The sequence below is a fragment of the Hyphomonas neptunium ATCC 15444 genome (assembly GCF_000013025.1).
Classification (GTDB): Bacteria; Pseudomonadota; Alphaproteobacteria; order Caulobacterales; family Hyphomonadaceae; genus Hyphomonas; species Hyphomonas neptunia.
In genome coordinates this window covers 573,005-598,489 of record NC_008358.1, presented here as the reverse complement: position 1 = coordinate 598,489, position 25,485 = coordinate 573,005, and the positions used below count along the sequence as shown (strand labels likewise).

Sequence of the window (25,485 nt, the reverse complement as noted above, 5' to 3'; positions counted from 1 at the left end):
TCAGACGGCGGAGCGCGGCGCCGCCTAGCGGACGTTTTCCGCTTCAGCGGCGCGGCGCAGATCAAGATCGCCTGAAGCGCGGTCCTGGTCCGCGGCCTGGATGGCGCGGGACACATCCAGCACGAAGCGGTCAATGTCGAAACGGGCGCCGCCGATCGTGTCGAAGCCCTGGCGGACGACGACCGTGTTCAGCGTGGGCATGATGACAATGTACTGCCCGCGATTACCCGCCGCGTAGAACGTGCCGGGCGGCACGCCGGCGACATTGTTCATCAGCCAGAATTGCGCGCCATAGCCTGCGCCCTGCGTCAGGGCATCTGCGGGCTGGGCGGGCGCCGGGGTGCGGACGAATTCCACCCAGTCTTCCGGCAGGAGGCGTTCGGTGCCCCACATGCCGTCCTGAAGATAGAGCTGGCCGATACGGGCGAGATCCCGGCCGGTGGCCCAGACCTGGCTGGAGGAGATGAAGTCGCCGTTCCAGTCGATCTCAAGCGTGGTGCGCACGGCGCCGATCTTGTGGAGCACCGCCTCATACGGGAAGCGGTGATAAAGGGCATCGTCGGCCATTGCTTCGCGCAAGGCCCGCATGGCGATGACGGTATCATTGTTGGCGTATTTGAAGCGGGAGCCGGGCTCGGCCTCCAGCACATTTCCGGCGGCCTGATCGACGACGCGGCCGCCGCCAAAGTAAAGCCGGTCAGTGCGCGAGCCGCTTTCGCCGCTGTCGAGGCCGCTGGCCATGTGCAGCAGGTTGCGGATCGTGATTTCGCGGCGCGGATCGGCGCCCTTGTTCCAGGCGGAAATGACCGCCGGATAGTCAATGTCGATCAGCCCCTGGCGGCGGGCGGCGCCGATGATCGTGGCGCTGATGGATTTTGCTACAGACCAGGTGCGCTGGGGCGTTTCATGCTCGACGCCGCGCGCATACCGCTCGGCCACAACCTGGCCATCGCGGACGATGACGACCGAGCTGGTGCGGGTGCCCGAGCCATAGGTCATTTCATCGAAGGCGGAGGCGACGGGCATTTCGAGGCGCTGGGCTTCCTCCAGGCGCAGCTCGACCTTGACGTTGGAGCCGATGGCGCTGCCCCGGTCCTGACCCTTGAATTCCGGCCAGGCGGCAAAGCGCGGCAGAAAGTCGATGGCTTTTTCGGTCGCGCCGATGGGCAGCTGGGTGCAGCCATAGCCGGGGCGGTAAGCCGCCATGCGCGGGGGCATCAGCGGGGAATAATCGACCGAGACGATCTTGCGGGCCTGATTGACCGTGGCCGGCGGAAGCTGGTCGTAATCGCGGACATAGTCAGGATAAATGCCCGCCAGCTCGTTCTGGTCGAGCTCCTGCAGGGTTTGCCCCGCTACGAAGAGGCCGGAACAGGTGAAGGTGGCTTTCCAGCCCGCAGCGAGGGCGCGCTGGACCTCTTCGGTATTTCCCCCTTCCTGGGCCGTTGCCGGAAGGGCGAGAGGGATCGACAGGACCAGCGCCGCGAGGGCTGCACGAAAGGTGGGCATGAGCGGGATCTCCTAGGCTGGCGCGGAGTGTAGGCAGGCGCGCGCAACGGGCAACCCCGGCGCGGCAGTTTTGAGCGCGGAACCGCCCGGCGGTGCGGGGGCGGTTGACCCCGCCGCCTGCCAGCCCCTTTATGAGTGCGCGCGATGCTTTCAGAAGGGGACCATTGGAATGCGACGCACCCATCTTGCGGCCTTGACCGGCCTAGCCCTCATTCTTGCCGCCTGCGATCAGGTGCGGCTGCCGGGGCTGAACCCGGTTGAGCCGGAGCTTTCGGCAGAACCTAAAGGCAGCGCCGCCGGTGATGCGGTAGGCGGTTATACCGAGGCCGACCTGCAACCGACGCCGGAAGAAATCGAAGCCGAGCGCGCCGAAACCACGCGGATCGCCGCAGAAACAGCCGTGGCAGCGCCAGCGCCCGCCGCCCCGCTGGAAACGCCTGCTGCGGGCGCGACGGCCATGCCGGAAGACGAGAGCGCCCCTGCCCCGGCGGCGGACACCGCAGCCTTGCCCCCTGACGCGGCGCTGGCGACATCCCTTGGCATCGTCAATGCCAGCCGGTGCATCCTGCCAAGCGGCGCGCCGGCCACCCCGACCGTGGCGAAGGCCGCCGGAGCAACCGAGCTGGAAGAACCGGTGATGGGCACCGAAGCGGTCAATGCGCTGGCCGCCAGCCTCAGCGCCTTTCCCGGCATCGTGAAGATCGAGCCGCGCCGGGCCGAGCCGACGGGCGTGGTGGCGAGCGGGCATTGCGGGGCCGTGCGCGTGGCGCGCAACTGGTTTGTGACCGCCGCCCATTGCATTGACGAGCCGTTTGACGAGATCCGCGTGATCGGCGAAGCGGCCAATCTGCGCAGCCCGGAAGCCAAGCGCGCCTCGGCAGACTATGCCGTGTGCCATGCCGGCTATCAGGGGACGGACAATGGCTATGCCAATGACATTGCGCTGGTGCGCCTGAGCGAGGAACAGGTGGCAGGCTTTGCCAATGTGCCGGTGGCGCGGTTTGGCGCAACGGCCCAGGCGCTGGCACCGGCGAACTACCCGGTAGCGGAAATGGCCGGCTGGGGGCTGACCCGGTTTGACGGGGAGCTGTCCAACGAGCTGCTGACGACGCGCCTGAAGATCCTGAGCGCGGGGCCTGCGGCGATCACCGTGACCAGCGAGAATGGCGCGGGGCCGTGTATCGGAGACAGCGGCGGGCCGCTCTATGTGACCGAGGCCGATGGCAGCAAGACCGTGGTGGGCATTCTCTCCGTAGTCGAACAGAACCGGACGACCGGGCATTTCTGCGAGGGCGAGTATAATGGCCGCTATATCAACCTTCAGGGCTATGCGGGCTGGATGACGTCGGTGATGGCGCTCTGCGAAGATGAGGGCGCCGCCTGCCGTTGAGACAGGTGGACGCGGCCGCCTGCGGGGCTATATGGTCTGGCAGCATGACAGGCCTTTACCCCTATGAATAATCGGCTTTTTCCGCTCCTGATTTTCCTGCTGGGCGTCGCCCAGCCGCTGGCCGGGGCGCTGGCGCCTGCCTTTGGCATCGGCACGCCCATTGGCGATGCAACCGCGGGGAGCGCCGCGCCCGAGCAGCCCTTGCCGGCCTTCTTCTCGATCTGGGGCGTGATCTTTGCCGCCTATACCGCGCTGGGCGTAGCCGGGCTGTGGCGGCCAGACCAATGGCCTGCGCCGCTGGGCCTGCCGCTGGTGCTGGCCGGGGCGGGCAACATCATCTGGATGCTGAGCGCGCAGCTGATCGGGTCGCAGCCGCTGGACTTTGTGTTGCTGGCACCGATCCTTGTCTGCGCCTGGTGGGCGGCGCGCGAGGCAGAGGCGTTGCGGGGCACCCGCAGCCTGAGCGTTTATCTGGGCGACGCGGCCAGCGGCCTGCTGGCGGGGTGGATTTCGGTGGCGGCGGCGATCTCGATCCCCCTGACCGTGCGCAGCCTGACCTGGCTGGAGCCAACCGATTTCCCCTGGCCGATGTTCTGGTCAACCATCCTCACCGCAGCGCTGCTGGCCTGGATCTTTGCCAGCCGCATCAGTGGCAGCCTCTGGTATTTCGTTGCCGCCGGGTGGGGCCTGCTGGGCATCGCGTTTCACAACTGGCTGGAGACGGGCATGCACCTGATCGGGCATTTTACCGCTGGCTGTCTTATTCTTCTGCTGACCCTGAGGCTGACGCGGGGCGCAAAGGCAGGTAAACGGGCGGCATGAGCATACCGAGCGAGACTTCGCGCCTGTTGGCGCTGCTGAATATTGATACCTCCACCTGGCCGGCCTGGGCGGCGACTGCCTGGCCGCATGTGGTACAGTGGAGCCTGGTGCTAGCCTCGGTATTGCTGATCTGGCTGCTGGCGACGGGCGTGAAGCATATCATCCGCTTCATCGGCAAACTGGCAACGCCCAAGGACAAGGATTTCGATGGCTCGGCCTGGGATCTGACAGCCTCCGTGGCGCGGGTGTTTGCGCTGATCCTGTTCTCGCCGCTGCCCCTTGGCCTGGCAGGATATGACTGGGAAACGCTGGTGGATTCACGCGGGCCCGGCGCACTGGCGGCGGTTGCGATCCTCTTCTTTGCGCTGATGGGCGCCAACATGATTGCCCGCTCGCTGAGGAAGTTTGGCGAGAAAGCCCATGCCCACGCCGGCGCCGATGATACGCTGATCGCGTTCTCCGCCTCGCTGATCAAATATGTGATCTTTGCCATCGCCATCGTGACGGCGCTGATCCAGCTGGGCTTTCCGGCCGCTTCGCTGGCGGCGGTGCTGGGCGCAGCCGGCCTCGCCATCGGCCTGGCGCTGCAGGATACGCTGAAAGCGGTGGCGGCGGGCGTGATGCTGGCGATTTTCCGGCCGTTCCGGATCGGGGATTATGTGACGCTGGCCGATCTTGAAGGCGAGGTGACCAACATCACCCCCTTCACCACGACGATGAAGCAGATCGATAACAAGATTGTCTCGCTGACCAATGACAAGGTGTGGGGCTCTCCCCTCATCAACCATACGATCCAGCCCTACCGGCGGCTGGATATGCTGTATGGCATTTCCTATGGCGACGATATCGACAAGGCACTGGAAGTTCTCAACCATGCGGCCGAATCCCACCCCAAGATCATCAGCTATATGCCGATCTGGGCGGGGGTTCAGTCGCTGGACGACTGGGCGGTGACGCTGCGCCTGCGCGCCTGGGTGCCCACCCTGGACATGATCCAGGTGCGCGCCGATCTGATAAAGAGCATCAAGCAGAACTTCGACAGTTCGGGGATCACGATCCCTTTCCCGACGACGACCGAATACCGGATGGAAAAGCCGGAAAAGGCCGGCGCCGAAGCGCCCAAAGACCTTCCCCCACCCCCGAGCCGCGATACCAGCGGCTGAATACATTCAATGCTGCAACAACAAGGAAAGGATCGCAGCCACACATAAATGCCGTATGCTGACCAACGACAGCAGGCTCACCTCAAAAGGAGACTGACATGGACGAGACAATGAACCCCCAGGCCATCTGGGAGACTTTAGGCCCCTATCTTTTGCCCTTCGGATTGAGGGCGATCGGCGCCCTGGTTCTGGTGATTGTCGGGCTGCGAATTGCCGGCTGGCTGAGCGGGTTGGTGCGCAAGCAGGCAAGCCGTAACCCGCAGATTGATGTGACGCTGTCGAACTTCTTTGCGTCTCTGGTTCAGTGGGCGATTATTGCGGCGGTTGCGATCGCGACACTTCAGGTGTTTGGCGTGCAGGCGACGAGCTTTGTGGCGGTGCTGGGCGCGCTGACGCTGGCGATTGGTCTTTCGATGCAGGGCGCGCTGGGCAACATTGCCTCGGGCGTGATGATCATGGTGTTCAGGCCCTACAAGCTGGGTGACTATATCGAGGCAGCCGATGTCGCCGGCACGGTGAAGGATATTTCCCTCTTCCAGACCATTCTGGCGACCCCGGACAATATCAAGGTGATCATACCCAACAGCCAGGCCATCGATGATGTGATCAAGAACTATTCCGGCTTTGACCAGCGGCGCGTGGATGTGACCTTCGGCATCGATTACAATGACGACATGGACAAGGCGATCGCCATCATCCGCGCCGTGATCGACGAAGACCCCCGCATCCTGAGAGACCCGGAGCCATTCGTCCGGGTGGTCAATCTGGGCGACAGTTCGGTGGATATCGCCTCGCGCAGCTGGGTGGCGTCGGATGAATACTGGCCGGTACGCCTCGACATTACCCACAAGGTGAAGGCCGCCTTCGACCGGGAAGGCATTTCCATTCCGTATCCGCACCGCACATTCGTGCAGAAGGTGGCGGCCGAGTAAGGCCGTCTCTGACGGCCCGGCCCTATCGGGAAACGGGCGGGGGGATTAGGATGTCTGCATGACCGACACGCCTGACGCCCCTCGCCCCGATCCGCAGCCTGGCCCGCCAGCTGGCCCGGCGCCCAAACCGGCGCCTCAACCCGCGCCCGGCCCTGCGCCCCTGCCCGAAGCCGGCCCCCCCGCTCCGGCCAAAAGGCCGCTGCTGAAACGCCTGTTCGGCATTGGCCTGTGGGGCAGCCTGAAGCTGCTGGCGCTGTGCATTGTGGTCGGCTTTTTCCTGATGGCGGCGAATTTTGACGCCAGCGAGCCCAGCTTCAACTTTGTCGAAGCGCTGCGCGCGATGCTGCGCCAGGCGTTTGCGGCGCTTGGCTGGGCCATCGCGAATTTCTGGCAGCCCGCCTTGGCCGGCGCGGTGATCGTATTACCTGTCTGGACACTCTGGCGGCTGGCGAGCCTGCCTTGGCGTAAGTGACGGGCGGCTTCCGCGACGTCGCCGCTGGCGGGGGCATCAGGGCGCCTATACAGTTGTTAAGGACACAAGGGAGGAAAGCAAAATGGACATATCGAAACTGATGTTCCGCGACGGCCTGATGAAGGATGAGCGGATTCTGGTGACCGGCGGCGGCACGGGCCTGGGCAAGGAAATGGCCGAGGGCTTTCTGAAACTGGGCGCCGAGGTGCACATCTGCGGCCGCCGGGGCGGCGTGCTGGAAGAGACCGCCAAGGAACTGATGGCCAAGCATGGCGGCAAGGTTGTGCCCCATGCCTGCGACATCCGCGTGGCCGAAGCGATCACCGAGATGAACGATACTATCTGGTCGAAGCATGGCCCGCTGACGGGCCTGATCAACAACGCGGCCGGTAACTTCATTTCGCGCACGGAAGACCTGACGATCCGGGGCTTTGACGCGATTTCCAACATCGTGTTCCGCGGCACGTTCTACATGACGCACGACATCGGCAAGCGCTGGATTGCGGAAAAGCGGCGCGGCAATGTCTGCTCGATCCTGACGACCTGGGTGTGGAATGGCGGGCCGTTTGTGGTGCCCTCTGCCATGTCGAAAGCGGGCGTCAATGTGATGACCCAGTCCCTCGCCATCGAGTGGGGCCGTCATGGCCTGCGCTTCAATGCGATTGCGCCGGGGCCTTTCCCGACCGAAGGCATGTCCAAGCGCCTGTCGCCGGACGCAGAGGGCGCCGAGCGGATGGACCGCGGCGTGACCAATCCGATGGGCCGCGTCGGCGAGATGCATGAGCTGGTCAACCTCGCCACCTTCCTGATGGCGCCGGGGGCCGAATATGTGAATGGCCAGACGATTGCCATTGATGGCGCGATGTACAACGCTTCGGGCGGCAATTTCAGCATGCTGACGGCCTGGGGCGATGAGCAGTGGGTCGCGGCCCGCGAGGCCATCGAAGCAACCAACGCCAAGGACCGCGCCAAGCGCACCGTCTAGGGTCGCGAGCCGGACACTGACCGGACACAGGCCGGACAAACCGGGACAGATCAGGACACTTCCAGACAGTTCTGGACACAAAATGACAACGGGCGCGGGACGGTTTGACCATCCCGCGCCCGTTTTATTTAGAGCTTGTGTGTCAGTTGACCGGGCCGGTCACGCTCTCGATGGGGAGCGTATAGTGGCGGCCGCAAAACTGGCAATCGATGGCAAGGGTGCCATCGGGCTCGACCAGATCGCGCAGGGACTCGTCGGGCATCCCGCGCAGGGTTTGCAGGAGGCGTTCCTCATTGCAGGTGCAACGGTCGTCCACGATGCGGCTTTCTTCCAGGCGCACCCCCTGTTCATGGAACAGGCGGAAGAGCAGATCGGTAACCGGCAGCTCCGGGTCGATCAGCTCGCCTTGCGTCAGCGTGCCGAAGAGGGCTTCGGCCTCGCGCCAGGCTTCGGTGGTGTCGCCGCGCTTTTCATCCCCGGCGATGCGCTGGATCATCATCCCGCCACAGGTCCATTCTCCGTTGCCGGTTGGCTCAACACAGAGGCGGATGCGCGAGGGCACCTGCTCGGACATGGCGTAGTAATCCTCGGCGCACTGGGCGAGCGTGCCTTTGTTGAGCGGCACGATGCCCTGATAGGGCTGAATGTCGGGGTTATCGTGCACCATGATCAGGCCCAGCCGGCCGGAAGGGCCAAACAGCTGGGGCATGTGGGGCGGCTTGCCCTTGTTGAGGCGCTCGATATTGGCCCAGCCGGCTTCATCATAGCGGGCATAGCCACGCACGCCGCCGCTGGTGGTGTATTCGCCCACCAGCATGCGCACCGGGCCATCCCCTTCTGCCTGAACGAGGATGCGGCCTTCAAACTTCAGCGACGAGCCGACGAGCGCGGCCAGCGCGACAGCCTCGCCCAGGATACGGGCGAGGTTTTCCGGATAATCGTGCCGGGCCAGAATGGGCGTGATGCTCTCTTCGCCCATACGCACGACACGGCCGCGGATCGGCCGGTCCTGAATCTGGAAACTGGCGGTGAAATCGGTGGTCTGGAATGGGGGCTTGGTCATGGGCATGTCCCTTACGGGCTTTCAGGGGGCGTGGGAGCGGGCTGAGCGAAGCTCAAGGCGCCCCATGTGGCAGCGAGGGTGCCGAAGGACAAGGGGGAGGCCGCAATGGCATGATTTGCCTCAGCTTTGCCGGTATCCTCAGGCCGAACAGCTCGCCCCGCCCAGGACGCAGAAGCTGGCGCACCAGGGGTGGTTGAGCTTGACGGGCGCGGCGGTGGCTTCGGCCAGGGTGTTGCCCAGGTCGAAGGCGGGGTCGTCGACCAGCAGCGTGCAGGCCAGCACGCGCGGGGCAGAGGCGCCCTTGCGGCGCACGACCATGCGCTGGCTGGAGCACATGATGGAGTCAGGCGCCTTGTTCAGAATGCCCCAGCAGGCGGTGGTGATTTCCGGGGGATCATCGCGGGCGATCATCTCGGGAAAGAGGACGAGCTGTTTGGCGTCATCGGCGTTCAGGGTGAGGCCGAGGCTGGCGATGAGGGCGCGGTAGCCTTCGCGGGCGGCGTCCTCGCTTTCGTGCAGGGATTGGCGGCCGGCGATTGCCACCGGAATGCCGGCCTGCGCCAGCCAGGCAAGCCCGGTACACGCCTCGGCAAAGGCGCCCTCGCCGCGCTCGGCATCGTTCAAGGCCGCATCATGGGAATCGAGGGAGACCCGCAGCGTCATGCGGGCGCCATAGCGGGCGGCCAGATCCTTGAGACCGGCCTGAACGCGCGGGCGCATCATCGGGCGCATGGCATTGGTCAGCACGAGCAGGCTGTGACCCCGCACCAGCGCCGCGCCCATGATGGCGAGAATGTCCGGGCACATGAAGGGCTCGCCGCCCGTAATGCCGATTTCGGCCTGCTCGGTCAGCTCATCCAGGAAGGGCAACACGTCTGCGAGGGTGAGATAGACCAGCCGGTCATTCTTCGGGCTGCTCTCGATATAGCAGTTGGCGCATTCGATATTGCAGAGCGTGCCGGTGTTCAGCCACAGGGTCTTGAGGCCGCTCCAGCCGACGCTGGCGCGGGTCTCACCCTTGGCGGTGACGTCCGGGTGGGAGAATTTTGCGGGCGGGTGGAATGTGTCAGCCATGAGAGAACCCTAAGGCGCGTGCCCCTGCCCGCCAAGCGGGGCGCGCGGGAAAGTGATGGCCGGGCTTACGTCCCAAATTTATTTACCGAGACACCAGCGCAGGATGGCTTTCTGGGCGTGGAGGCGGTTTTCCGCTTCGTCGAAGACGAGGCTGGCCGGACCGTCGATCACTTCGGCATCGACTTCCTCGCCCCGGTGAGCCGGGAGGCAGTGCAGGAATTTTGCCCCGCCAGCGGCCAGTTCCATCAGCTCCTCGGTGACCGCGTAGGGGTCGAGGATTTCGAGGCGGCGTTCGGCGTCCACGTCGCCCATCGACACAAAGGTGTCCGCGATGACGACATCGGCGCCGGCGACGGCTTCCTCGGCGGTCTCATAAAGGTCGATCCGGCCCTGAAGCTCGGCGGCGATTTCCAGATCGTCCTCATCCGGAGCAAAGCGTTTGGGTGTGCCGACCGCCAGCGAGAAGCCGAATTTGGGCGCGGCATGGATGAAGCTGGCGCAGACATTATTGCCATCGCCAACCCAGGCAAGGCGCGCGCCCCGGAGCGTCAGGCCGTGTTCTTCCAGCGTCATCAGGTCTGCCATGATCTGGCAGGGGTGGGAGCGGTCCGTGAGGCCGTTGATGACCGGGACGCTGGCGGCGTCGGCAAATGCCTCGACATCGGCATGGTCATTGGCGCGGATCATCACGGCATCGACAAAGCGCGAGAGCACCTTGGCGGTATCTTCCACGGTTTCACCGCGGCCAAGCTGCATGTCGTTGGATGTCGCCGTGATCGACGAGCCGCCGAGCTGGCGCATTGCCATGTCGAAGGAGAAGCGGGTGCGCGTGGAGGATTTCTCGAAAATCATCGCCAGCGTGTGGCCATCGAGCGGCGCGCCCGCATCAATCTTGCCCTTCGGCCAGCCGGCACGGGCCTTCTTCATGGCGTGTGCCTGATCGAGGATCGCACGAAGCTCTGCGCTCTCAAGCGGCCAGATGTCGAGGAAGTGGCGGATCGTCATGGGCGCGGCCCCGCAAAAGAAAGGGCGCCGCATAGCGCGTTTTTGGGGGGATCGCCAGTGTTTGTTGGTTAAGGCGGTGCGGGAAGAACTGCCCGCCCGGATTGCCGGGCAGGCAGTCAGTCCGTTCAGAGACGCGTCAGGCGCGTTTTATGACCCTGACGACCAGGAGCAGGATAACTGCCCCGATCGTGGCGTGAATGATCGCGGCAACAATACCGGAACCGAGGCTGACATTCAGAGCCGGAAACAGAAAGCCGGCAATGAAGGCACCAATGATGCCGATGACGATGTTACCAACGAGGCCAAAGCCGAAGCCTTTGACGATGAGGCCGGCAAGCCAGCCGGCGACTGCGCCGATCAGCAGAAAAATCAGAATACTTTCAAGGGTCATTCTGGGTATCCTTCCTATGCGCGGAGGCCCGGAGTGAGCCCCTGCGTCGTTATCAGGCGGCTCTTAAAAACTGCCCTTGGGGAAACCATACGCCTGATCCGGTGAGCGGGGAAAGCGCAAAGCACCCTCTATAGGTGTGTGGCCCGCAGGGCGCACTGACAGAAAATTCAATTCAGAACTGCAAAACGCGGGAACTAGCCCCTATCTGAGCCGTTCCAGAGCGTCTCAGTATGGGGAAACCATCATGCACTATGAATGCGAAAAAAGGCGTAATATGGCGCAATATGCGCAGATCAAGGCATTTGGCCTGCGATCGATATGGGAGGATTAGCCATGAATGCTCCCCGACACGGGATTTCAACCGAAATCAATTTAAAGTGGCGAGAACTAAGGCGGGATAAGGGTCATTTTGAGACCATCGCAGACTGCGCCATTTACTGTCTTCCGGGCCTTCGCGCGTGTGCGATGCTGTTTAATGGCAACCTCGACGCCGGGGATGACCTTGTTGAGGCGTTCCTTGAGGACGTCCTCGCCTGGCGGCCCGCCGGGGATGACCCTCGCACACCCGCCGGCCTGACGCTGGCGTTTGAACAGTTTCTGCGTGTCCAGTTTGCCAACCAGTCCCGCCGCATCGCGCTATCCATCAGCCCTGGCCAGACGGCCGGCGCCTGGATGACCGCCGACGAATTCTTCGAGGCCATGGCGCGCCTTTGAGCGCCCGCAAGCTGGCTCAGAACCCGTAGGCTCTTTCCACCATCGCCACCCGGATCGTGTAAGCCGAATAGAAGGCTTCGCGGCCGCGCTTCTGGGCGGCCAGGTGGTCGGCGTTTCGCTTCCAGGCGCGGATGGCGTCTTCGCTCTCCCAATAAGAGACGGTGATTTCGAGGCCGCCCTCGCCTTGCGCGGACTCATACCCAAGGAAGCCGGGCATGGTATGGGCAAGGGTGACCATCGCTTCGGCGGTTTCGGCGTATTCGGCTTCTTCCCGGCCCGAGAAAATCGCGGTGAAGATGACGGCCCAATAGGGCGCCTCTGGCGTGTTTGCGATCATGGCCCCTCTCTCCCCGTCACAGCCGTGTCATTGTGGCATGACAGGCTGCGCTCCATCTAGTCCCCCTTCTAGCGCCGGGGTTCAAACTGCCCTAAGGGAGGCGCATAGTTTCAACCCTTTCCGGGAGTTAGCCCAGATATGGACAGAGTTCTCATCATCGGCGCCGGCGCAGCCGGTTCGGTCGTCGCCAAGAAATGCGCGATGGACCGCGATACCTTCAAGCACATCACGCTGGCCTCGCGCCGGATTGCGAGCTGCGAAAAGGTCGCGAAGGAATGCGTGAGCCCCATCGAGATTGCGCAGGTGGACGCCGATGACGTGGCCGCGACTGTGGCGCTCATCAACAAGGTGAAACCCGACCTCGTGATCAACATGGCCCTGCCCTATCAGGACCTGCCGATCATGGATGCCTGCCTTGAGGCAGGGGTGAGCTATCTCGACACCGCAAACTATGAGCCACGCGAAGTGGCGAAGTTCGAATATTCCTGGCAGTGGGCCTATCAGGAGCGGTTCAAGGCAGCGGGCCTCACTGCCATTCTCGGCTGCGGGTTTGACCCCGGCGTCTCGAACGTCTGGTGCGCCTATGCGCAGGAGCATTTGTTCGACGAGATCGAATATATCGACATCGTGGACTGCAATGCCGGCGACCACGGCAAGACCTTTGCCACGAACTTCAACCCGGAGATCAACCTGCGTGAAGTGACGCAGGACGGCAAATACTGGAAGAATGGCGAGTGGATCGAAATCCCGGCGCTCAGCATCAAGACGATGGTGGACTATCCCGAAGTCGGCCCGCGCGCCTCCTACCTCATCTATCATGAGGAAGAAGAAAGCCTTGTGAAGAACATCCGCGGGCTGAAACAGATCCGCTTCTGGATGACGTTTGGCGACGCCTACATCAAGCACCTTGAAGTGTTCAAATCCATTGGCCTGATCAGCCTGGAGCCGATCAAGCATAAGGGCATGGACATCATTCCGATGGAGTTCCTGCGCGACCTGCTGCCCCCGCCCTCCTCACTCGCCGAGGGCTATACAGGCAAGACGTCGATCGGCGTGATCATCCGTGGCAAGAAGGATGGCAAGCAGATTGCCAAGATGCTATACAACGTCTGCGACCATGCCGAGACCAACAGGGAAGTTGGCGCCCAGGCAGTATCCTACACAACCGGCGTACCGCCAGTGTCGGGCGCGGCGATGTTCTTCAAGGGCATCTGGAAAGGCCCCGGCGTGTTTAATGTCGAGGAATTCCCGGCCAAGCCCTTCCTCGACGACGTAGCCCAGCGCGGCCTGCCGACGACGATTGTGGATGTCGCGCCGGGCGATCAGGATCTGCTGTTTGAGGTGAAGACCTGAACCTTGAAGCCCGCGAGGATCGCCCCCGTTCTCCTGAAGTCATGCCTGGCGGCACTGGCCTTCATGGCCGCTTTCGCGGCACTGGCGGCGGTCGTGATCCTTGTGGTCCGGATAGTGATCGGAGACGAGCTTGAACCGATCGGCCAGATGATCGCGGCGGCGCCGGATTTTCTGGCCAAGTTCGCATCGGTATTTCTGCTGACCTGGGTTTTCACCTTCCTCAATTTCATGAAGCGCGAAAAAACGAATGACACCTGAGATTCAAACCCCCTGCTTCGTTCTCGATATTGCCCGCCTGCGGAAAAATCTGGAGACGGCCCAGCGTGTGCGCGCGGAGGCCGGTTGCAAGGTGTTGCTCGCGACCAAGGCCTTCGCCATGCCGGCGGCCTTCCCCCTGATGCGCGATTATCTCGATGGCACGACGGCCAGCGGCGAGCAGGAAGCGATCATGGGCGCCGAGGAGTTTGGCAAGGAAGTGCATGTCTATTCGCCCGCCTACACCGAAGATGAAGTCCGCCGTCTGACGAAGGTGGCACAGCACATCTATTTCAATTCGGCCGAGCAGCTGGGCCGGTTTGGCGACATTGCGCGCGATGCGGGATGCCATGTCGGCCTGCGGGTGAACCCCGGCTATTCCAATGCGACGCTGGGCGGGGATTTGTATAATCCCACCGCGCCGACGAGCCGGTTTGGCGAGGTACCGTCAAAGCTGGTGCAGGTGAACTGGTCGGGCGTGGATATTTTCCATGTGCATGCGCTGTGCGAGAGCATGGCGGAGGGCTCGGTTGGCCTCATCGAATACGTGTCGGAGCATTTCGCGCCTTATCTGGAACAGGTGAAGGCGGTGAATTTCGGCGGCGGGCATTTCCTCAACAAGCCGGGCTATGATGTCGATGCGTTGGTCGGGGCCATCAACAAGTTCAAGGCGCGGTTTGGCATTGAGGTGGTCCTGGAGCCGGGCGCGGGCCTGGTGGTCAATACCGGCGAGCTGCATTCGACCGTTCTGGCGCTGCACTGGAACGAGATGGATCTGGCGATCCTCGACGCGTCTGCCTCGACGCATATGCCGGATGTTCTGGAAGTCCCCTACCGGCCCGATGTCATCGGCGCAGGGCAGCCGGGCGAGCTTGCGCACACGTACCGGTTTGGCGGCAAGACCTGCATGACGGGCGATGTGATCGGGGACTATTCCTTCGATAAGCCTCTGGAACCGGGCGACGCGATCATCTTCACCGATCAGATGCATTACAGCTTCGTCAAGACCAACACCTTTAACGGAACGCCGCTCGCCAATCTCGTCATCCGCTGGGAAGACGGGCGCGTGGAGCAGGTGTCGGACTTTGGCTATGGCGAGTTCCGGCGGCGGCTGGGGCGTTAACGGCTAACCGCCAAACGTCTTCAGGCTGAAGGTCTGCTCATTGCCCAGCGCAGGAATACGGCTGCGCGCCTTGGCGACGTCTGCGAGGTCAATCTCCGCCATCACGATGCCCGGCTCTGTCGCGCTGCCTTCGGCCAGCACCTCGCCCCAGGGCGAGACGATGAGGGAATGGCCGAAGGTCTCGCGCCCGTCCTCGTGTTTACCCGCCTGCGCGGGCGCAATCACGAAACATCCCGTCTCGATGGCGCGGGCGCGCACCAGCGTATGCCAGTGAGCCTCGCCGGTGACCTTCGTGAAGGCGGCGGGGATAGTGAGGATGTCGGCGCCCGCCTTGGCGAGCGCGCGGTGGAGATGCGGGAAGCGGAGATCATAGCAGATGGTGAGGCCGAGCTTTCCGAAGGGCGCAGCGGCGAGCACGGCGGTTTCACCGGGGCGGTAAGCGCGGGACTCCCGGTAGTTCTGGCCGTCGCCAACCTCGACATCGAACATATGGATCTTGTCATAGCGGGCGAGGACGCCGCCGTCCGGCCCGATAAGGAAGGAGCGATTGGCGAAGCGGTCCTCCCCTTCCAGCGCAATCGCCAGGGAGCCGATGAGCAGCGTGATGCCGAGCTCTGACGCAAGCGCGCGGAACGCCGGCAGGCTTTCATCCTGCGCCTCTGTGCGCACTTTCGGGCGGGCCATGCCGGGGCGGATGTCCAGCAGGTTTGTCATCTCGGGCGTGGCGATGAAGCGCGCGCCTTGCCCGGCGGCCTGCCGGATGAGCGCGGTGGCGGCGGCGAGGTTTGCTTCAGGCTCGGTGCCCGAGCGCATCTGGATACAGGCGGCGGTGAGTTTCATGGGCGCCAGACTAGCGCGCGCAGGCACATTCGGCCAGCGCCCCAAAGGCGGCGCTGGCGGCGCTGCGCCGATTCTGTTAGATTCTACCAGACCTCCTGCAGGAGGTGAGTGGGGAACAGACAATGCCCAGCTGGATGAAGCTCGCGCGGAATATCGTCGGGGGACTGACACTCCTTGTCCTGTTAATCATGATCGGCGCATGGCTGTGGTCTTATCCAGCAGCGCCGGGGAGATTCTTTAAGGCTGATGTGACCGAAGACGCGCGGCCAGGGCAGCTGATAAAATCGCAGGCCTACAAGCGCGGCCTGCCGGAAGGCGCCAGTGCGCGCCGCATCCTTTACACAACAACGCTGAGCGGCGGCGTGCCCGCCACGGCGAGCGCTATTGTCATGTGGAAGGGCCTTGAAACAGATCCCGGCCCCCGCCGGATGGTAGCCTGGGCGCATGGCACGCTTGGAACAGCGCCCGGCTGTGGCGCCTCCCTGCAGGCCGATCCCTTTGCTGATGTGCCCGGCCTTTCTGCGTTGCTGGACGAAGGTTGGGTCTATGTCGCCACCGACTATGCCGGGCTGACGACCGCCGGCCCCCACCCCTATCTGATCGGCGACGGGGAAGCGCGCTCGGTGCTGGACGCCGCGCGCGCCGCGCATGATCTTCCCGAACTGACACTGTCCCTGGAGACCGTCATCTGGGGGTATTCCCAGGGCGGGCATGCCGCGCTCTGGAGCGCCATTCTGGCGCGGGGCTACGCGCCGGAACTACAGATCCGCGGCATTGCCACGCTTGCTCCGGCAGCGGACATTCCCGCCATCGTGGCGCAGTTTGAGGCTGGCGCAGCAGGCCGTCTGTTTTCGTCCTTCATGGCGCGGGCCTATGCCGACACCTATCCCGATCTTTATTTCTCAGGGATCGTGCAGCCGGGCGCACGCTGGCAGGCAAATGAGATTTCCAAACGCTGCCTCTCTGGCCGAAGCGCCCCGGCGGCGGTTCTTCTGGCTAACCGGTTTTCCGGCGGATCGATCTTCCGCGGCGGCGATACCGGCACCCGGTTCCGCAAGCGGCTTGCGGAGAATATCCCCACCCGGCCCTTCGGCGCGCCGGTGCTGATCCTGCAGGGGCGGCGCGACGATGTCGTCAGCGCCAAGGTGCAGGCCGGATATGCCCGCGACCGCTGCGCCGCAGGGGAGGCCATCGACTATCAGGTTTTTGACGCGCTGGACCATGTGTCCATCACCGGGCCAGACGCGCCCACCGTGCCGGTGCTGATAAAATGGACGCAGGCCCGCTTTGCCGGAACACCGGCGCCGATCATCTGCCCGAAATGATCAGGGGGTACCCAGCAGCCACGGATCGTTCTGCACACGCAGCATGACGGCCATCCGGTTCTGCGCGTTGAGTTTTGAAAGCACGGCCGAGACGTGATGCTCCACCGTGCGCGGCGAGCGGCCGAGTTCTTCGGAAATCTCGCGGTTTGAACAGCCCTTGACGATGAGGCGCAGCACATCCTGTTCGCGGCGGGTCAGCCCCAGAGGGTGTTCACGCGCCGCGCTGTAGGTGCCTCGGCGCGGGCGTGGAAGGCGGCGTGTGACGCCAAGCTCTGACGCACGGCGGCGGGCATAGGCGGCGGCGGCCTCAGCGCCCATCGCCTGCAACTCATGCACCGCCTGGCTCAACAGGTCGACATCATCACTCTGCACACAGACCAGCGCGGCGGCATAGGGCATACCCAGCGCGCGCCAGGCCTGCGCAGCCGGCTCGATCTCTCCGGCAAGCTCAAGCCTCAGAGGCTCCGGCAGAGCGACCATATCCAGAAGCGGTATCTCCCGCCCCATCCTTCGGGCCCATACGGCGCGCTCCCCGATGTTCCAGGGGTGGCGGTCACCATCGGCCAAGGCAAGAAGGGCATCGAGATGCTCGCCCGCCAGCGCCCGGTTGCCTGACAGCCAGGCATGCTCGATCAGGGTGAGGCGTGCGGGCACGATATGCTGCAACTCGTCCGTGGCCATCGCATCGGCGTAGGCCTGCTCCATCAGGCGCGGGGCTTCCGGCGCGCCCAGACGCATCGCGGCGCGCGCCTGAACGAGCAAGGCCGGCAGGCGCACAACCAGTGTCAGCTTCTCGCGCTCGGTCACCGCGCGCGCCATCGTCACGGCATCTTTCAGGCGCCCCTGCTCCATCCGCAACAGGGCAAGCCGGCCCGAAAGATAGAAGGTCCAGGCGTCCAGGTCGTGGTCGATGTCAAAGGCAATGCCGTTGGCGATGGTCTTCTCGGCCAGATCAAACTGGCGGAACTCCACCGCATATTCGGCAAGGTTGGTATAGGCGCGCGCGGCATGTTCATGCAGGTTGCCGGCCAGCGAAATCTCCAGGCTTTCTTCCAGCATCGCGACGCCTTCGCTGCGCCCCCGGAAGACCAGCGCGGTCCCGATATTGTTGAGCGCATGGGCGCGCAGGTCCGCCCGCGGAAAATCGGCCTCCAGCGCCAGCGCCCGCTCTCCCCAATAGACCGCCGCCTCCATCTGGTCATTCAGCATGTGGAGCTGCGAGCGCAGCGAATAGGCCATCGCCTGCTCGGCCGAGGGCGGAATGCTTTCCAGAACGCTGATCGCCTGATCCGACAACCGGGCCGCCTCGGGCGCTTCGCCGCGATACCAGTGCATACGCGAGAGCCAGCGGAGATTCTCGCCCACCTTGTCCTGACGCCCCAGCACCCGCCAGAGCGTGATCGCATGGCGGCGGGCATCGAGCACCTCGTCATCAATCCGCGCCGCCAGCGCGCTCTCATACGCCCAGCGCTCATGCAGAAGGGCGGCGGTTTCCGCCTCTGCCTCCTCCACAAAGCGAAGCGCCGTACCCAGATGACCCGCCGCTTCCCGGTGCGCGCCGCTGGCGGCTGCGCGGTCTGCCGCTTCCGGCGCGATGGCCAGAACCGCCGCGCCATCGAGCGCCCCGGCCGCGTGATGCACCATCTGGTCAAGCGGCGCGTCGGGCCCAAGTGCGCGCAGCGCCTCCAGAATGCGGGCATGATGGGCGCGGCGCACCTTGGCAGGAACCCGCTCCAACGTGGCGACCCGCGCGATCTCGTGCCGGAACCGCAGGTCGCCCGCCGTCGATACCTGAAGAATACCGCTGGCGGTCAGGTCATCGGCCACCGCGACCGCTTCCTCGCCGCCCAGCTCCATGACGAGCCCCGCAGGCACCGCAGCAGGGATGACACTGATAAGCTCCAGAAGCTCGCGCGCGCCCCCGGCAAGCCGGCCCTGGCGGACGGTGACCGCCTCCCGGATCGAGGCAGGCAGGGTCTCCTCGCTGCCCTGCCCGGCGGCCAGCATCTCGGTCACCTGAAAGGGGTTACCGGCGGTTTTCTGATACAGCCAATCGCCCGGCAGGCTTGCCTTGCGTGCCAGCGCGCTGACCGCCTTGGGAGACAGCCGCCGCAGCGGCACAAGCTCGCGCGCCGGTCCCGGCAACTCGTCCAGCACGCGGGCCAGAGGATGCTGCTCGCCAATTTCATCATCCCGGTAGGTCAGCACCAGCAGCAGCGGCAGAAACGAAATGCGCCGCCCCAGATAGCGCAGCAGGTCGAGCGTGGCGTGATCGGCCCAGTGCACGTCCTCCCAGATCATCAGGAGGGGGCTGTTGGCGCGGCTGATCGCGTCCAGAACGGCGGCAAACAGCTGCTGGCGGTCTCCCTTCTCCAGAAGGGCGCGCACCTCCGGCCCCAATATGCCCGCCATATCCCGCAGCGGGCCGAGCGGCCGGGGCGTATAAAGCGCGTCGCAGCCACCGGTCGCGGCGCGCCAACCGCGCGGCACCCTGCCGAACAGGCCGCGGATCAGCGATGTCTTGCCAATGCCCGCTTCCCCGCACACCAGCGCGACCGTGCCCTGCCCCCGCCCGGCCAGGGCAATCAGCGCGGTCAGCTGGTCAAGTTCCCGTTCCCGCTCAATCAGCACACAAACTGCTCCCCCAAGCCTTGCCGGCCTCTTCCCGGCCCGCAAGGTAGGTCAGCTTAACGGCTGGCGCAGCGCAGAAAAGCTGAAAAATGGGTAGGCCCCCGCAAAAACTAGGTGTCAGCACGGACGCGAGCACCTCTCAGATTCGCTAGAACATCGCTTGCAAGTGTGGGGGGACCGCACGTGCACAATAGAAGGGACAGGCGCCGCTCTCTCTGCCTGTCCCTTTTTCTTTTGCGGCTATCACCGATCCTCAGCCGCCCCTCAACGTCTGTATCTGGGCCAGAATCTGGGCCTGAACGAAGCCTGCGCGCTCGGCCACCGGCGCGCGGGGCAGTTCAATAAGTCTGTATCCAAGGCCGGAATACACCCGCCGCATCGCCTCATACGTGCGCTCTGCCGTGCTGAACTCCTGCCTGCGCTCGCGATCCTGATGGAATATCTCCCGCCAGGGCGGCGCAATGAAGACGTCCGTGTTGTAACGCCAGGCTTCTGCTGCCCGGCGCAGGTGCGCGGGCGTCGCCAGCCCTTCCAGCGCCAGATACCCCAGAATGTCCGGCAGGCCCCGGTCAAACAGAACCGGCCCGGCCAGCGCGGCGGCTTCCGAATAGGCGCGCAGCTCCCAGCTCAGCATGAGTTCGGCATAGAGCGCCCGGTCGCCCCACGGCACGGCGGGGCCATCTATGGCCATCTGCGCCTGGATGATGGCCCGGCCTGCTTCGGGCATCACATGCAGTCCCTGCACGCCAAGATGCGTCAGCAGCGTGGTTTTCCCCGAGCCGGGGCCGCCGGTTACAATGAAACAGTTTTCAGCCTGCATGTGCCGTCCCGTTCCGCGCGCAAGACAAAAGCATCCGCCCGCCCCCTGTTCAGGCGGCAGGCGTATGCGTTGAGCGTTTCGAAATCCGGCGGCGGCGAGGCCCGGCTTACGGCGTCCATTCCGTAAGCGCGGCGTCAATCATGCCGATGGCGTCCCGCACCTGGGCGTCATCAATGATGAGCGGCGGAGCGAGGCGCAGGACATTGTTCCCGGCGACCCCCGTCAACAGCCCGCCATCGCGGCAGATGCCCTGCAGGTTTTTCGGATCCGCTTTCAGGCGCAGCCCGGTGAGCAACCCTTTGCCGGTAACCCCCTCGACCTTGTCGGGGTGGCTGTCGGCGAGGCTTTTGAGGCCCTGCTGAAGCGTTCCGGAAACACGGCGGACATTGGCGAGGAACTCCTCGCTGGAGATGATGTCCCAGACCACATTTCCGACCGCCATGGCCAGCGGATTGCCGCCATAGGTCGAGCCATGGCTGCCCGGCTGCATCGGTTCCCCGACCGCTTCGGTCATCAGACAGGCGCCGAACGGAAAGCCCCCGCCGATGCCCTTGGCGGCGCAGAGGATGTCGGGATCAGCGCCAGCCGCCCACTGATAGCCCCAGAGCTGGCCGGTGCGGCCCATGCCGCACTGGACTTCATCATAGATCAGCAGGACGCCGTGTTCGTTGCAGAGGTCGCGCAGGCCTTTGAGGCATTGCTCGGGCATGGCGCGAACGCCGCCCTCGCCCTGCACGGGCTCGACCAGGACGGCAGCGGCCGTGGAAGCGGCGACGGCTGCCTTGAGCGCGTCATGGTCGCCCCATTCCAGATGCACGAAGCCGGGAAGTTTCGGCCCGAAGCCTTCCAGGTATTTCGGATTGCCGCCCGCATTGATCGCCCCGATGGAGCGGCCATGGAAGGCGCCGGTAAAGGTGATGATGTCGAGCCGGTCAGCATTGCCCGCCGCCCAGTGATACTTGCGCGCCGCCTTGATCGCGCACTCGATCGCCTCGGTGCCCGAATTGGTGAAGAACACCCGGTCTGCGAAGCTGTCGCGGCAGATCTTGTCGGCCAGCTCCTCCTGCCCCTTCACGCGGAACATGTTGGACGTGTGCCAGAGCTTGCCGGCCTGATCGCGCAGGGCTTCGACCATCGCCGGATGGGCGTGGCCGAGCGCGGTAACCGCGATGCCGGCGATGAAATCCAGATAGCGTCGCCCGTCCTCGGTGAAGAGGTAGACGCCTTCGCCCTGCACGAACACTTCCTCCGGCGGGCGGTAAACGGGAAGGATGTGCTGGCGGGGATCTTCCATCTGAGACTCCTCTGAATGTCACGGGGGGGCTGGAGGGGATTGCGGATTTTGTGGCGCCACGCATGGGGCGGACCGCAGAGGGAGTCAACAATTGCTCCCGGATTACAAGGATTTAATCGAAAAACGATAAAAACTATTGACGTTTATCGATAACTGCATATTGTTATTCGTGAAGCCGGGATCAGCGGCGGGGTGACGACGCCCCTCGACTCTCCCTGAACCATCCCGCAAGCGGGTCCTGGCTTCTCTCTTCCGAACATCTGAAACAGACCCTGAAATGAAAAAGAGGCGTAGCTCCGTCCCCGGTCGCTACGCCCCTCCACCGTTTGCAGCGTTTCCTCCCAGAAACTTGCCTACCCATACGGCAACGATTTTGGGCATGTGTCAAGAATGTGTCCAAAAAAAATTCAAATAGGGCGTTTTGCCTCTGTGCGGGGCTGACGCAGCAATGAGGCTACGATAGTCTCCGCCGCGTCGCTCCACGGCGCGCGCACCGACCGGGTCAGCGAAGCCTCGCTTTGCAGGATCACCCCGTCATCGAGCACTTTGAGACCATTGGCCCGCAGGGTGGCCCCGGTGGTCGTAATATCGACGATCACGTCCGCCGTGCCGGTCGCAGGCGCCGCTTCGGTCGCCCCCGCGCTCTCGACGAGGCGGTATTCCCCCACCGATTTCTGGGCAAAGAAGCGCCGGGTGATGCGCAGGTATTTCGTCGCCACGCGCAGGCGGCGGTGATGGGCCTTGCGGAAGGCGGCGCCAGCCGCTTCAAGGTCGGCCATCGTGTCGACATCAAACCATGCCTGAGGCACGGCGACGACCACATCTGCCCCGCCAAAGCCAAGGCGTTTGAGCACTTCAAAATCGGCCGGGCCATCCGGGGCCTGATCATGCAGAAGGTCTTCGCCGGTGACACCGAGATGCAGGCTGCCTTCGATGAGCCCCTGCGCGATCTCGCTGGCCGACAGGAGACGCACTTCGGCGTCCAGCCCTTCGATCTCTGCGGTGTAGCCCCGCTCGCCGCCAATCTGGCGTACGGTGTGGCCAATGCTGGCAAGCCAGGCTTCGGTCTGCTCCTTCAGGCGCCCCTTGGAGGGAATGGCAATCGTTACACGGCTCATGATACACCCTTCCGTACCCGCACCATCCGGTCGGGACGCACAACACCGCCGACCCCGGTTGCGCTGACGCGCCGGTTGGCAAGGCCCGCGATCAGGCCATCATAGCGCCCGCCCGTCGCCACAGGCTGGGTCGGCTCCAGCCCCGGCGCAAGCACTTCAAAAACAAAGCCGTCATAATAGGTAAACCGCCGGCCAAAACCTGTGCGGAAGCGGGCCGTTCTGACCGCGGCCGGAACGCGGGCCAGAACGGCGTCCGCGCGCGCGCCCAGCGCCTCGATCGCCGCGCCCGCACCGCGCAATTCATGCGCCTCCGCCAGCGCCGAAAGCGCGCCTGCCGCCTCCGCCAGCGGACAATCGACCTCGCGCAGGGCCATCAGCACCGCGCGCGCCGGCTGGCTGAGCCCGCCTGCCTCAATGGCCGCGCGCCGGGCCTGAAGGCCTTCTACGATTTCTGCCAGACTGCGCCCGCCGGCCAGCGGAATACTGCGTGCAAGGAGCAACTCACCCAGCGCCCCGGCCGGATCGGCCGCGTCCAGAACCGCCGCAACCTCCTGCTCCAGCGGGCGCGCCGCCGCATCGAGCACGGCGCGCACCCCGCCCTCCTGACGGAAGGCCCGCTTCAGAAGATCAGCCGTGACGCCGGGCAATCCAAGCGCATCAATGAAGGCCGGAAAGATCGCCAGATCGCCCATGATGACGCCGGACGGCTGCACGCCGCACGCTTCCACCGCGCGATGGATCAGCGCAAAAAGCTCTGCGTCCGCCTCCGCCCCGGCCTCATAGCCAAAGCGCTCCAGACCGACCTGCGTAAACTCCAGCTGGTCGTCAGGCGCGACCGGCTGGCGGAAGGCGCGGGCCGCGTAGGTGTACGTTTTGGCGCTGGCCTCGCCCGCCTCGCGGCGCGCCGCTTCACGCTGCGCCACGGGCAGGGTGAGGTCGGGCCGCATAACCATGTCGGCGCCGCGATGATCGGGAAACACGCAGAGGCGCGCGCGAACCGCTTCGCCTGAAAGCTCCAGCGGAATGTCCGCTGGCAGAACATAATCCGGATCAATCGGCGTGCCGCCCGCCGCCTCGAAAACAGCGCGGGCAACGGCAACCAAAGCGTCATGGGTCATCGCTGGGCCTCGACAATTGCGCGCACCGCTTCGATCATACCCGCGCGGGGCACTTCGATCTGGCCGGGGCGAGCCTCGCGGTATTCCTCATTGGAGGAAATCGCCTTGGCCTTCTGGGCGCCGATTTCCAGATCCTTGATCGTGACCGTGCCTTTTTCAAGCTCATCGCCGCCGACAATGACAACCGCCGGCGAATTGCGCCGGTCGGCGTATTTCATCTGCGGACGCATGCCCGAGGCGCCCATATAGGCTTCGGCGCGAATGCCGCCCCGGCGAAGTTCTGCGGCGAGACCGAGCGCAACACCCGGATTGTCCTTGTCCAGATTAAGCACCACGACCGGGCCGTCGAGCTTTCCGCCCTCCCCCATTATGGCCAGCGCCGCCGCGAGCCGCGAGATGCCGATGGAGAAGCCCGTCGCAGGCACGGTCTCGCCGGTAAAGCGCGCAACGAGATCATCATACCGCCCGCCCCCGCCGATGGAGCCGATGCGATAGGTCTTGCCGTCTTCCCCGGTCACTTCGCGCAGCAGCTCTGCCTCAAACACCGGGCCGGTATAGTATTCCAGACCTCTGACAACGGAGGGGTCGATCTTTACGTCATCCTCCGGCGCACCGAGCGCTTCGAGGGCCAGCGCGATGGCTTCCAGCTCGCCGAGGCCGGCCTTGCCTTCCTCGGTGCTGCCGGTGGCCTTGGCGAGATTGGCCAGCGTCATGGCGCGCGTGTCGGCGCCGGCTTCGGCAAAGGCGAGCACGCGCTTGATCTCTTCCGGCCCGAGCCCAGCGCCCTTGGTAAAGTCGCCGCTCTCATCCTTGCGGCCTGCGCCCAGCAGGTCAGCAACGCCCGAAGCGCCCAGCCGGTCGAGCTTGTCGAGCGCGCGCAGGATCGCGAGGCGGATGTCTGCCCCGGTCGCGCCCACGCCGTCGAGCACGCCGTTGAGCAGGCGCCGCGTGTTGACGCGGATCACAAACTCGCCGGGCTTCATGCCGATGGCGCGCAGAGCCTCCGCCCCCATCGCGATCATCTCGGCATCGGCGTGAAAGCCGGGCGCGCCGACGGTATCGGCGTCGCACTGCCAGAATTCGCGGAAGCGCCCGGGGCCGGGCTTTTCGTTGCGCCAGACGGGGCCAGCGGCATAGCGGCGGAAGGGGCGGCCAAGGCCCTGCCCCTGCTCGGCCACGAAGCGGGCGAGCGGCGCGGTCAGATCATAGCGCAGCGCCATCCACTGCGCGTCATCATCCTGCATGGAGAACACACCGGCATTGGGCCGGTCGGCATCGGGCAGGAACTTGCCGAGCGCGTCGGCATACTCAAAGGCGCCAGTATCAAGCGCCTCAAAGCCCCATTGCCGGTAAACCCCGGTCACCGTTTCCACCAGCCGCGCCTGGGCGTGGATCAGGCTCTCGCGCTTGTCGGGAAAACCGCGGGGTTTCCGGGCGAGATCCTTGCCGGAAAGGGGGCCGCTGAGGGGCTGGTTGTCCTTGTCGCTCATGGTCGTCTCAGATCCTGTTTGCGGCCAATTTGGCTATCGGCTTGGCTATCTGTGGCCCCGCATAAACGCAGGCGGCCGGGTTGGAAAGGCGGCACAAAGGCTGGCGCGGCGCGGACCTTGAGCGGCCTGCCTCATCTGGATCGGTTCTGGTGAAGGAACACTTGTCAGAGGGCGCAGCCGGACCGGTTCGCGCCTCTTCGGCGCGTCATGCGTGATGGTGGTGGAGATGCAGCGCGGTGTTCATTGCAGGCGCCGATACGC

At 64.5% G+C, this 25,485-nt stretch carries 24 protein-coding genes; 11 read left to right on the top strand and 13 right to left on the bottom strand.

All coding sequences use genetic code 11. The features are described 5' to 3' along the window. Window positions 1-24: 24 nt before the first annotated feature. Window positions 25-1,509 (bottom strand): serine hydrolase domain-containing protein, encoded by a 1,485-nt coding sequence (locus HNE_RS02990; RefSeq protein ID WP_011645630.1) that lies wholly within the window; start codon window positions 1,507-1,509, stop codon window positions 25-27. A 169-nt stretch (window positions 1,510-1,678) separates the two neighbouring features. Here HNE_RS02990 and HNE_RS17745 point away from each other — a divergent pair, with 169 nt between their 5' ends. The 6 genes from HNE_RS17745 (at window position 1,679) to HNE_RS02960 (ending at window position 7,273) form a co-directional block, all read left to right on the top strand. Next, the gene (locus HNE_RS17745) at window positions 1,679-2,899 is read left to right on the top strand and encodes a S1 family peptidase (protein ID WP_011645629.1); all 1,221 of its coding nucleotides are present in this window, start codon (window positions 1,679-1,681) and stop codon (window positions 2,897-2,899) included. 63 nt (window positions 2,900-2,962) lie between these two features. Then, the gene (locus HNE_RS02980) at window positions 2,963-3,721 is read left to right on the top strand and encodes a hypothetical protein (RefSeq protein WP_011645628.1); all 759 of its coding nucleotides are present in this window, start codon (window positions 2,963-2,965) and stop codon (window positions 3,719-3,721) included. Continuing rightward, window positions 3,718-4,884 (top strand): mechanosensitive ion channel family protein, encoded by a 1,167-nt coding sequence (locus HNE_RS02975; protein WP_011645627.1) that lies wholly within the window; start codon window positions 3,718-3,720, stop codon window positions 4,882-4,884. The genes HNE_RS02980 and HNE_RS02975 overlap by 4 nt, the downstream gene beginning before the upstream one ends. 98 nt (window positions 4,885-4,982) lie before the next feature. After that, complete coding sequence (locus HNE_RS02970) at window positions 4,983-5,816, top strand: mechanosensitive ion channel family protein (RefSeq protein WP_011645626.1); 834 nt, start codon at window positions 4,983-4,985, stop codon at window positions 5,814-5,816. A 58-nt stretch (window positions 5,817-5,874) separates the two neighbouring features. Then, window positions 5,875-6,288, top strand: coding sequence for a hypothetical protein (locus HNE_RS18815; protein WP_011645625.1), 414 nt, complete (start codon window positions 5,875-5,877; stop codon window positions 6,286-6,288). 82 nt (window positions 6,289-6,370) lie between these two features. Next, window positions 6,371-7,273, top strand: a complete 903-nt coding sequence (locus HNE_RS02960; protein WP_035590177.1) for an SDR family oxidoreductase — start codon at window positions 6,371-6,373, stop codon at window positions 7,271-7,273. A 142-nt stretch (window positions 7,274-7,415) separates the two neighbouring features. Here the strand turns inward: HNE_RS02960 and HNE_RS02955 are convergent, their stop codons facing one another. The 4 genes from HNE_RS02955 to HNE_RS02940 form a co-directional block, all read right to left on the bottom strand. Beyond that, on the bottom strand, window positions 7,416-8,336 hold the full coding sequence (locus HNE_RS02955; RefSeq protein ID WP_233351983.1) for an Hsp33 family molecular chaperone HslO: 921 nt from the start codon (window positions 8,334-8,336) through the stop codon (window positions 7,416-7,418). Window positions 8,337-8,474: 138 nt separating this feature from the next. Beyond that, window positions 8,475-9,410 carry a radical SAM protein gene (locus tag HNE_RS02950; RefSeq protein ID WP_011645622.1) on the bottom strand — a complete coding sequence of 312 codons (936 nt, stop codon included), beginning with the start codon at window positions 9,408-9,410 and terminating at the stop codon, window positions 8,475-8,477. Window positions 9,411-9,488: 78 nt separating this feature from the next. Then, window positions 9,489-10,415 (bottom strand): ornithine carbamoyltransferase, encoded by a 927-nt coding sequence (gene argF, locus HNE_RS02945; protein ID WP_011645621.1) that lies wholly within the window; start codon window positions 10,413-10,415, stop codon window positions 9,489-9,491. A 136-nt stretch (window positions 10,416-10,551) separates the two neighbouring features. Then, a complete protein-coding gene (locus HNE_RS02940; RefSeq protein ID WP_011645620.1) occupies window positions 10,552-10,806 on the bottom strand; it encodes a GlsB/YeaQ/YmgE family stress response membrane protein in 255 nt (84 codons plus the stop codon). 465 nt (window positions 10,807-11,271) lie between these two features. Between HNE_RS02940 and HNE_RS02935 the strand changes: the two genes are divergently transcribed. Continuing rightward, complete coding sequence (locus tag HNE_RS02935; protein WP_035590180.1) at window positions 11,272-11,520, top strand: hypothetical protein; 249 nt, start codon at window positions 11,272-11,274, stop codon at window positions 11,518-11,520. 16 nt (window positions 11,521-11,536) lie between these two features. Here HNE_RS02935 and HNE_RS02930 read toward each other — a convergent pair whose 3' ends face one another. Then, window positions 11,537-11,857 carry an antibiotic biosynthesis monooxygenase family protein gene (locus HNE_RS02930; RefSeq protein ID WP_011645618.1) on the bottom strand — a complete coding sequence of 107 codons (321 nt, stop codon included), beginning with the start codon at window positions 11,855-11,857 and terminating at the stop codon, window positions 11,537-11,539. A 138-nt stretch (window positions 11,858-11,995) separates the two neighbouring features. On the opposite strand from HNE_RS02930, the gene HNE_RS02925 reads away from it, so the two are divergent. The 3 genes from HNE_RS02925 to HNE_RS02915 all read left to right on the top strand — a co-directional run bounded on the left by HNE_RS02925 (window position 11,996) and on the right by HNE_RS02915 (window position 14,588). Continuing rightward, complete coding sequence (locus tag HNE_RS02925) at window positions 11,996-13,210, top strand: saccharopine dehydrogenase family protein (protein ID WP_011645617.1); 1,215 nt, start codon at window positions 11,996-11,998, stop codon at window positions 13,208-13,210. Between the two features lie 63 nt (window positions 13,211-13,273). Further along, window positions 13,274-13,468, top strand: coding sequence for a hypothetical protein (locus tag HNE_RS02920; protein WP_148205792.1), 195 nt, complete (start codon window positions 13,274-13,276; stop codon window positions 13,466-13,468). Further along, window positions 13,458-14,588 (top strand): carboxynorspermidine decarboxylase, encoded by a 1,131-nt coding sequence (locus tag HNE_RS02915; protein WP_011645614.1) that lies wholly within the window; start codon window positions 13,458-13,460, stop codon window positions 14,586-14,588. Before HNE_RS02920 ends, HNE_RS02915 begins: the two co-directional genes overlap by 11 nt. Before the next feature lie 3 nt (window positions 14,589-14,591). On the opposite strand, the gene HNE_RS02910 is transcribed toward HNE_RS02915, so the two are convergent. Next, the gene (locus tag HNE_RS02910; protein ID WP_011645613.1) at window positions 14,592-15,428 is read right to left on the bottom strand and encodes a carbon-nitrogen hydrolase family protein; all 837 of its coding nucleotides are present in this window, start codon (window positions 15,426-15,428) and stop codon (window positions 14,592-14,594) included. 248 nt (window positions 15,429-15,676) lie between these two features. Here HNE_RS02910 and HNE_RS02905 point away from each other — a divergent pair, with 248 nt between their 5' ends. Further along, on the top strand, window positions 15,677-16,753 hold the full coding sequence (locus HNE_RS02905) for a lipase family protein (protein ID WP_160162601.1): 1,077 nt from the start codon (window positions 15,677-15,679) through the stop codon (window positions 16,751-16,753). On the opposite strand, the gene HNE_RS02900 is transcribed toward HNE_RS02905, so the two are convergent. The 6 genes from HNE_RS02900 to hisS form a co-directional block, all read right to left on the bottom strand. Next, window positions 16,754-19,384, bottom strand: coding sequence for an ATP-binding protein (locus tag HNE_RS02900; protein ID WP_011645611.1), 2,631 nt, complete (start codon window positions 19,382-19,384; stop codon window positions 16,754-16,756). It lies immediately after the preceding gene. Window positions 19,385-19,637: 253 nt separating this feature from the next. Beyond that, window positions 19,638-20,204 (bottom strand): AAA family ATPase, encoded by a 567-nt coding sequence (locus HNE_RS02895; RefSeq protein WP_011645610.1) that lies wholly within the window; start codon window positions 20,202-20,204, stop codon window positions 19,638-19,640. A 106-nt stretch (window positions 20,205-20,310) separates the two neighbouring features. Beyond that, on the bottom strand, window positions 20,311-21,498 hold the full coding sequence (locus tag HNE_RS02890) for an aspartate aminotransferase family protein (protein WP_011645609.1): 1,188 nt from the start codon (window positions 21,496-21,498) through the stop codon (window positions 20,311-20,313). A 407-nt stretch (window positions 21,499-21,905) separates the two neighbouring features. Beyond that, window positions 21,906-22,616, bottom strand: coding sequence for an ATP phosphoribosyltransferase (gene hisG, locus HNE_RS02885; RefSeq protein WP_011645608.1), 711 nt, complete (start codon window positions 22,614-22,616; stop codon window positions 21,906-21,908). Then, window positions 22,613-23,734, bottom strand: a complete 1,122-nt coding sequence (locus tag HNE_RS02880; protein ID WP_011645607.1) for an ATP phosphoribosyltransferase regulatory subunit — start codon at window positions 23,732-23,734, stop codon at window positions 22,613-22,615. Before HNE_RS02880 ends, hisG begins: the two co-directional genes overlap by 4 nt. Further along, window positions 23,731-25,224: a histidine--tRNA ligase gene (gene hisS, locus HNE_RS02875; protein WP_011645606.1), complete on the bottom strand. Its 1,494-nt coding sequence runs from the start codon at window positions 25,222-25,224 to the stop codon at window positions 23,731-23,733. The genes HNE_RS02880 and hisS overlap by 4 nt, the downstream gene beginning before the upstream one ends. Window positions 25,225-25,485: the final 261 nt, after the last annotated feature.

Coding starts and splice junctions, on each gene's coding strand:
- HNE_RS02990 (WP_011645630.1), bottom strand. CDS start 1,509: ATGCCCACCTTTCGTGCAGCCCTCGCGGCGCTGGTCCTGTCGATCCCT.
- HNE_RS17745 (WP_011645629.1), top strand. CDS start 1,679: ATGCGACGCACCCATCTTGCGGCCTTGACCGGCCTAGCCCTCATTCTT.
- HNE_RS02980 (WP_011645628.1), top strand. CDS start 2,963: ATGAATAATCGGCTTTTTCCGCTCCTGATTTTCCTGCTGGGCGTCGCC.
- HNE_RS02975 (WP_011645627.1), top strand. CDS start 3,718: ATGAGCATACCGAGCGAGACTTCGCGCCTGTTGGCGCTGCTGAATATT.
- HNE_RS02970 (WP_011645626.1), top strand. CDS start 4,983: ATGGACGAGACAATGAACCCCCAGGCCATCTGGGAGACTTTAGGCCCC.
- HNE_RS18815 (WP_011645625.1), top strand. CDS start 5,875: ATGACCGACACGCCTGACGCCCCTCGCCCCGATCCGCAGCCTGGCCCG.
- HNE_RS02960 (WP_035590177.1), top strand. CDS start 6,371: ATGGACATATCGAAACTGATGTTCCGCGACGGCCTGATGAAGGATGAG.
- HNE_RS02955 (WP_233351983.1), bottom strand. CDS start 8,336: ATGACCAAGCCCCCATTCCAGACCACCGATTTCACCGCCAGTTTCCAG.
- HNE_RS02950 (WP_011645622.1), bottom strand. CDS start 9,410: ATGGCTGACACATTCCACCCGCCCGCAAAATTCTCCCACCCGGACGTC.
- argF (WP_011645621.1), bottom strand. CDS start 10,415: ATGACGATCCGCCACTTCCTCGACATCTGGCCGCTTGAGAGCGCAGAG.
- HNE_RS02940 (WP_011645620.1), bottom strand. CDS start 10,806: ATGACCCTTGAAAGTATTCTGATTTTTCTGCTGATCGGCGCAGTCGCC.
- HNE_RS02935 (WP_035590180.1), top strand. CDS start 11,272: ATGCTGTTTAATGGCAACCTCGACGCCGGGGATGACCTTGTTGAGGCG.
- HNE_RS02930 (WP_011645618.1), bottom strand. CDS start 11,857: ATGATCGCAAACACGCCAGAGGCGCCCTATTGGGCCGTCATCTTCACC.
- HNE_RS02925 (WP_011645617.1), top strand. CDS start 11,996: ATGGACAGAGTTCTCATCATCGGCGCCGGCGCAGCCGGTTCGGTCGTC.
- HNE_RS02920 (WP_148205792.1), top strand. CDS start 13,274: ATGGCCGCTTTCGCGGCACTGGCGGCGGTCGTGATCCTTGTGGTCCGG.
- HNE_RS02915 (WP_011645614.1), top strand. CDS start 13,458: ATGACACCTGAGATTCAAACCCCCTGCTTCGTTCTCGATATTGCCCGC.
- HNE_RS02910 (WP_011645613.1), bottom strand. CDS start 15,428: ATGAAACTCACCGCCGCCTGTATCCAGATGCGCTCGGGCACCGAGCCT.
- HNE_RS02895 (WP_011645610.1), bottom strand. CDS start 20,204: ATGCAGGCTGAAAACTGTTTCATTGTAACCGGCGGCCCCGGCTCGGGG.
- HNE_RS02890 (WP_011645609.1), bottom strand. CDS start 21,498: ATGGAAGATCCCCGCCAGCACATCCTTCCCGTTTACCGCCCGCCGGAG.
- hisG (WP_011645608.1), bottom strand. CDS start 22,616: ATGAGCCGTGTAACGATTGCCATTCCCTCCAAGGGGCGCCTGAAGGAG.
- HNE_RS02880 (WP_011645607.1), bottom strand. CDS start 23,734: ATGACCCATGACGCTTTGGTTGCCGTTGCCCGCGCTGTTTTCGAGGCG.
- hisS (WP_011645606.1), bottom strand. CDS start 25,224: ATGAGCGACAAGGACAACCAGCCCCTCAGCGGCCCCCTTTCCGGCAAG.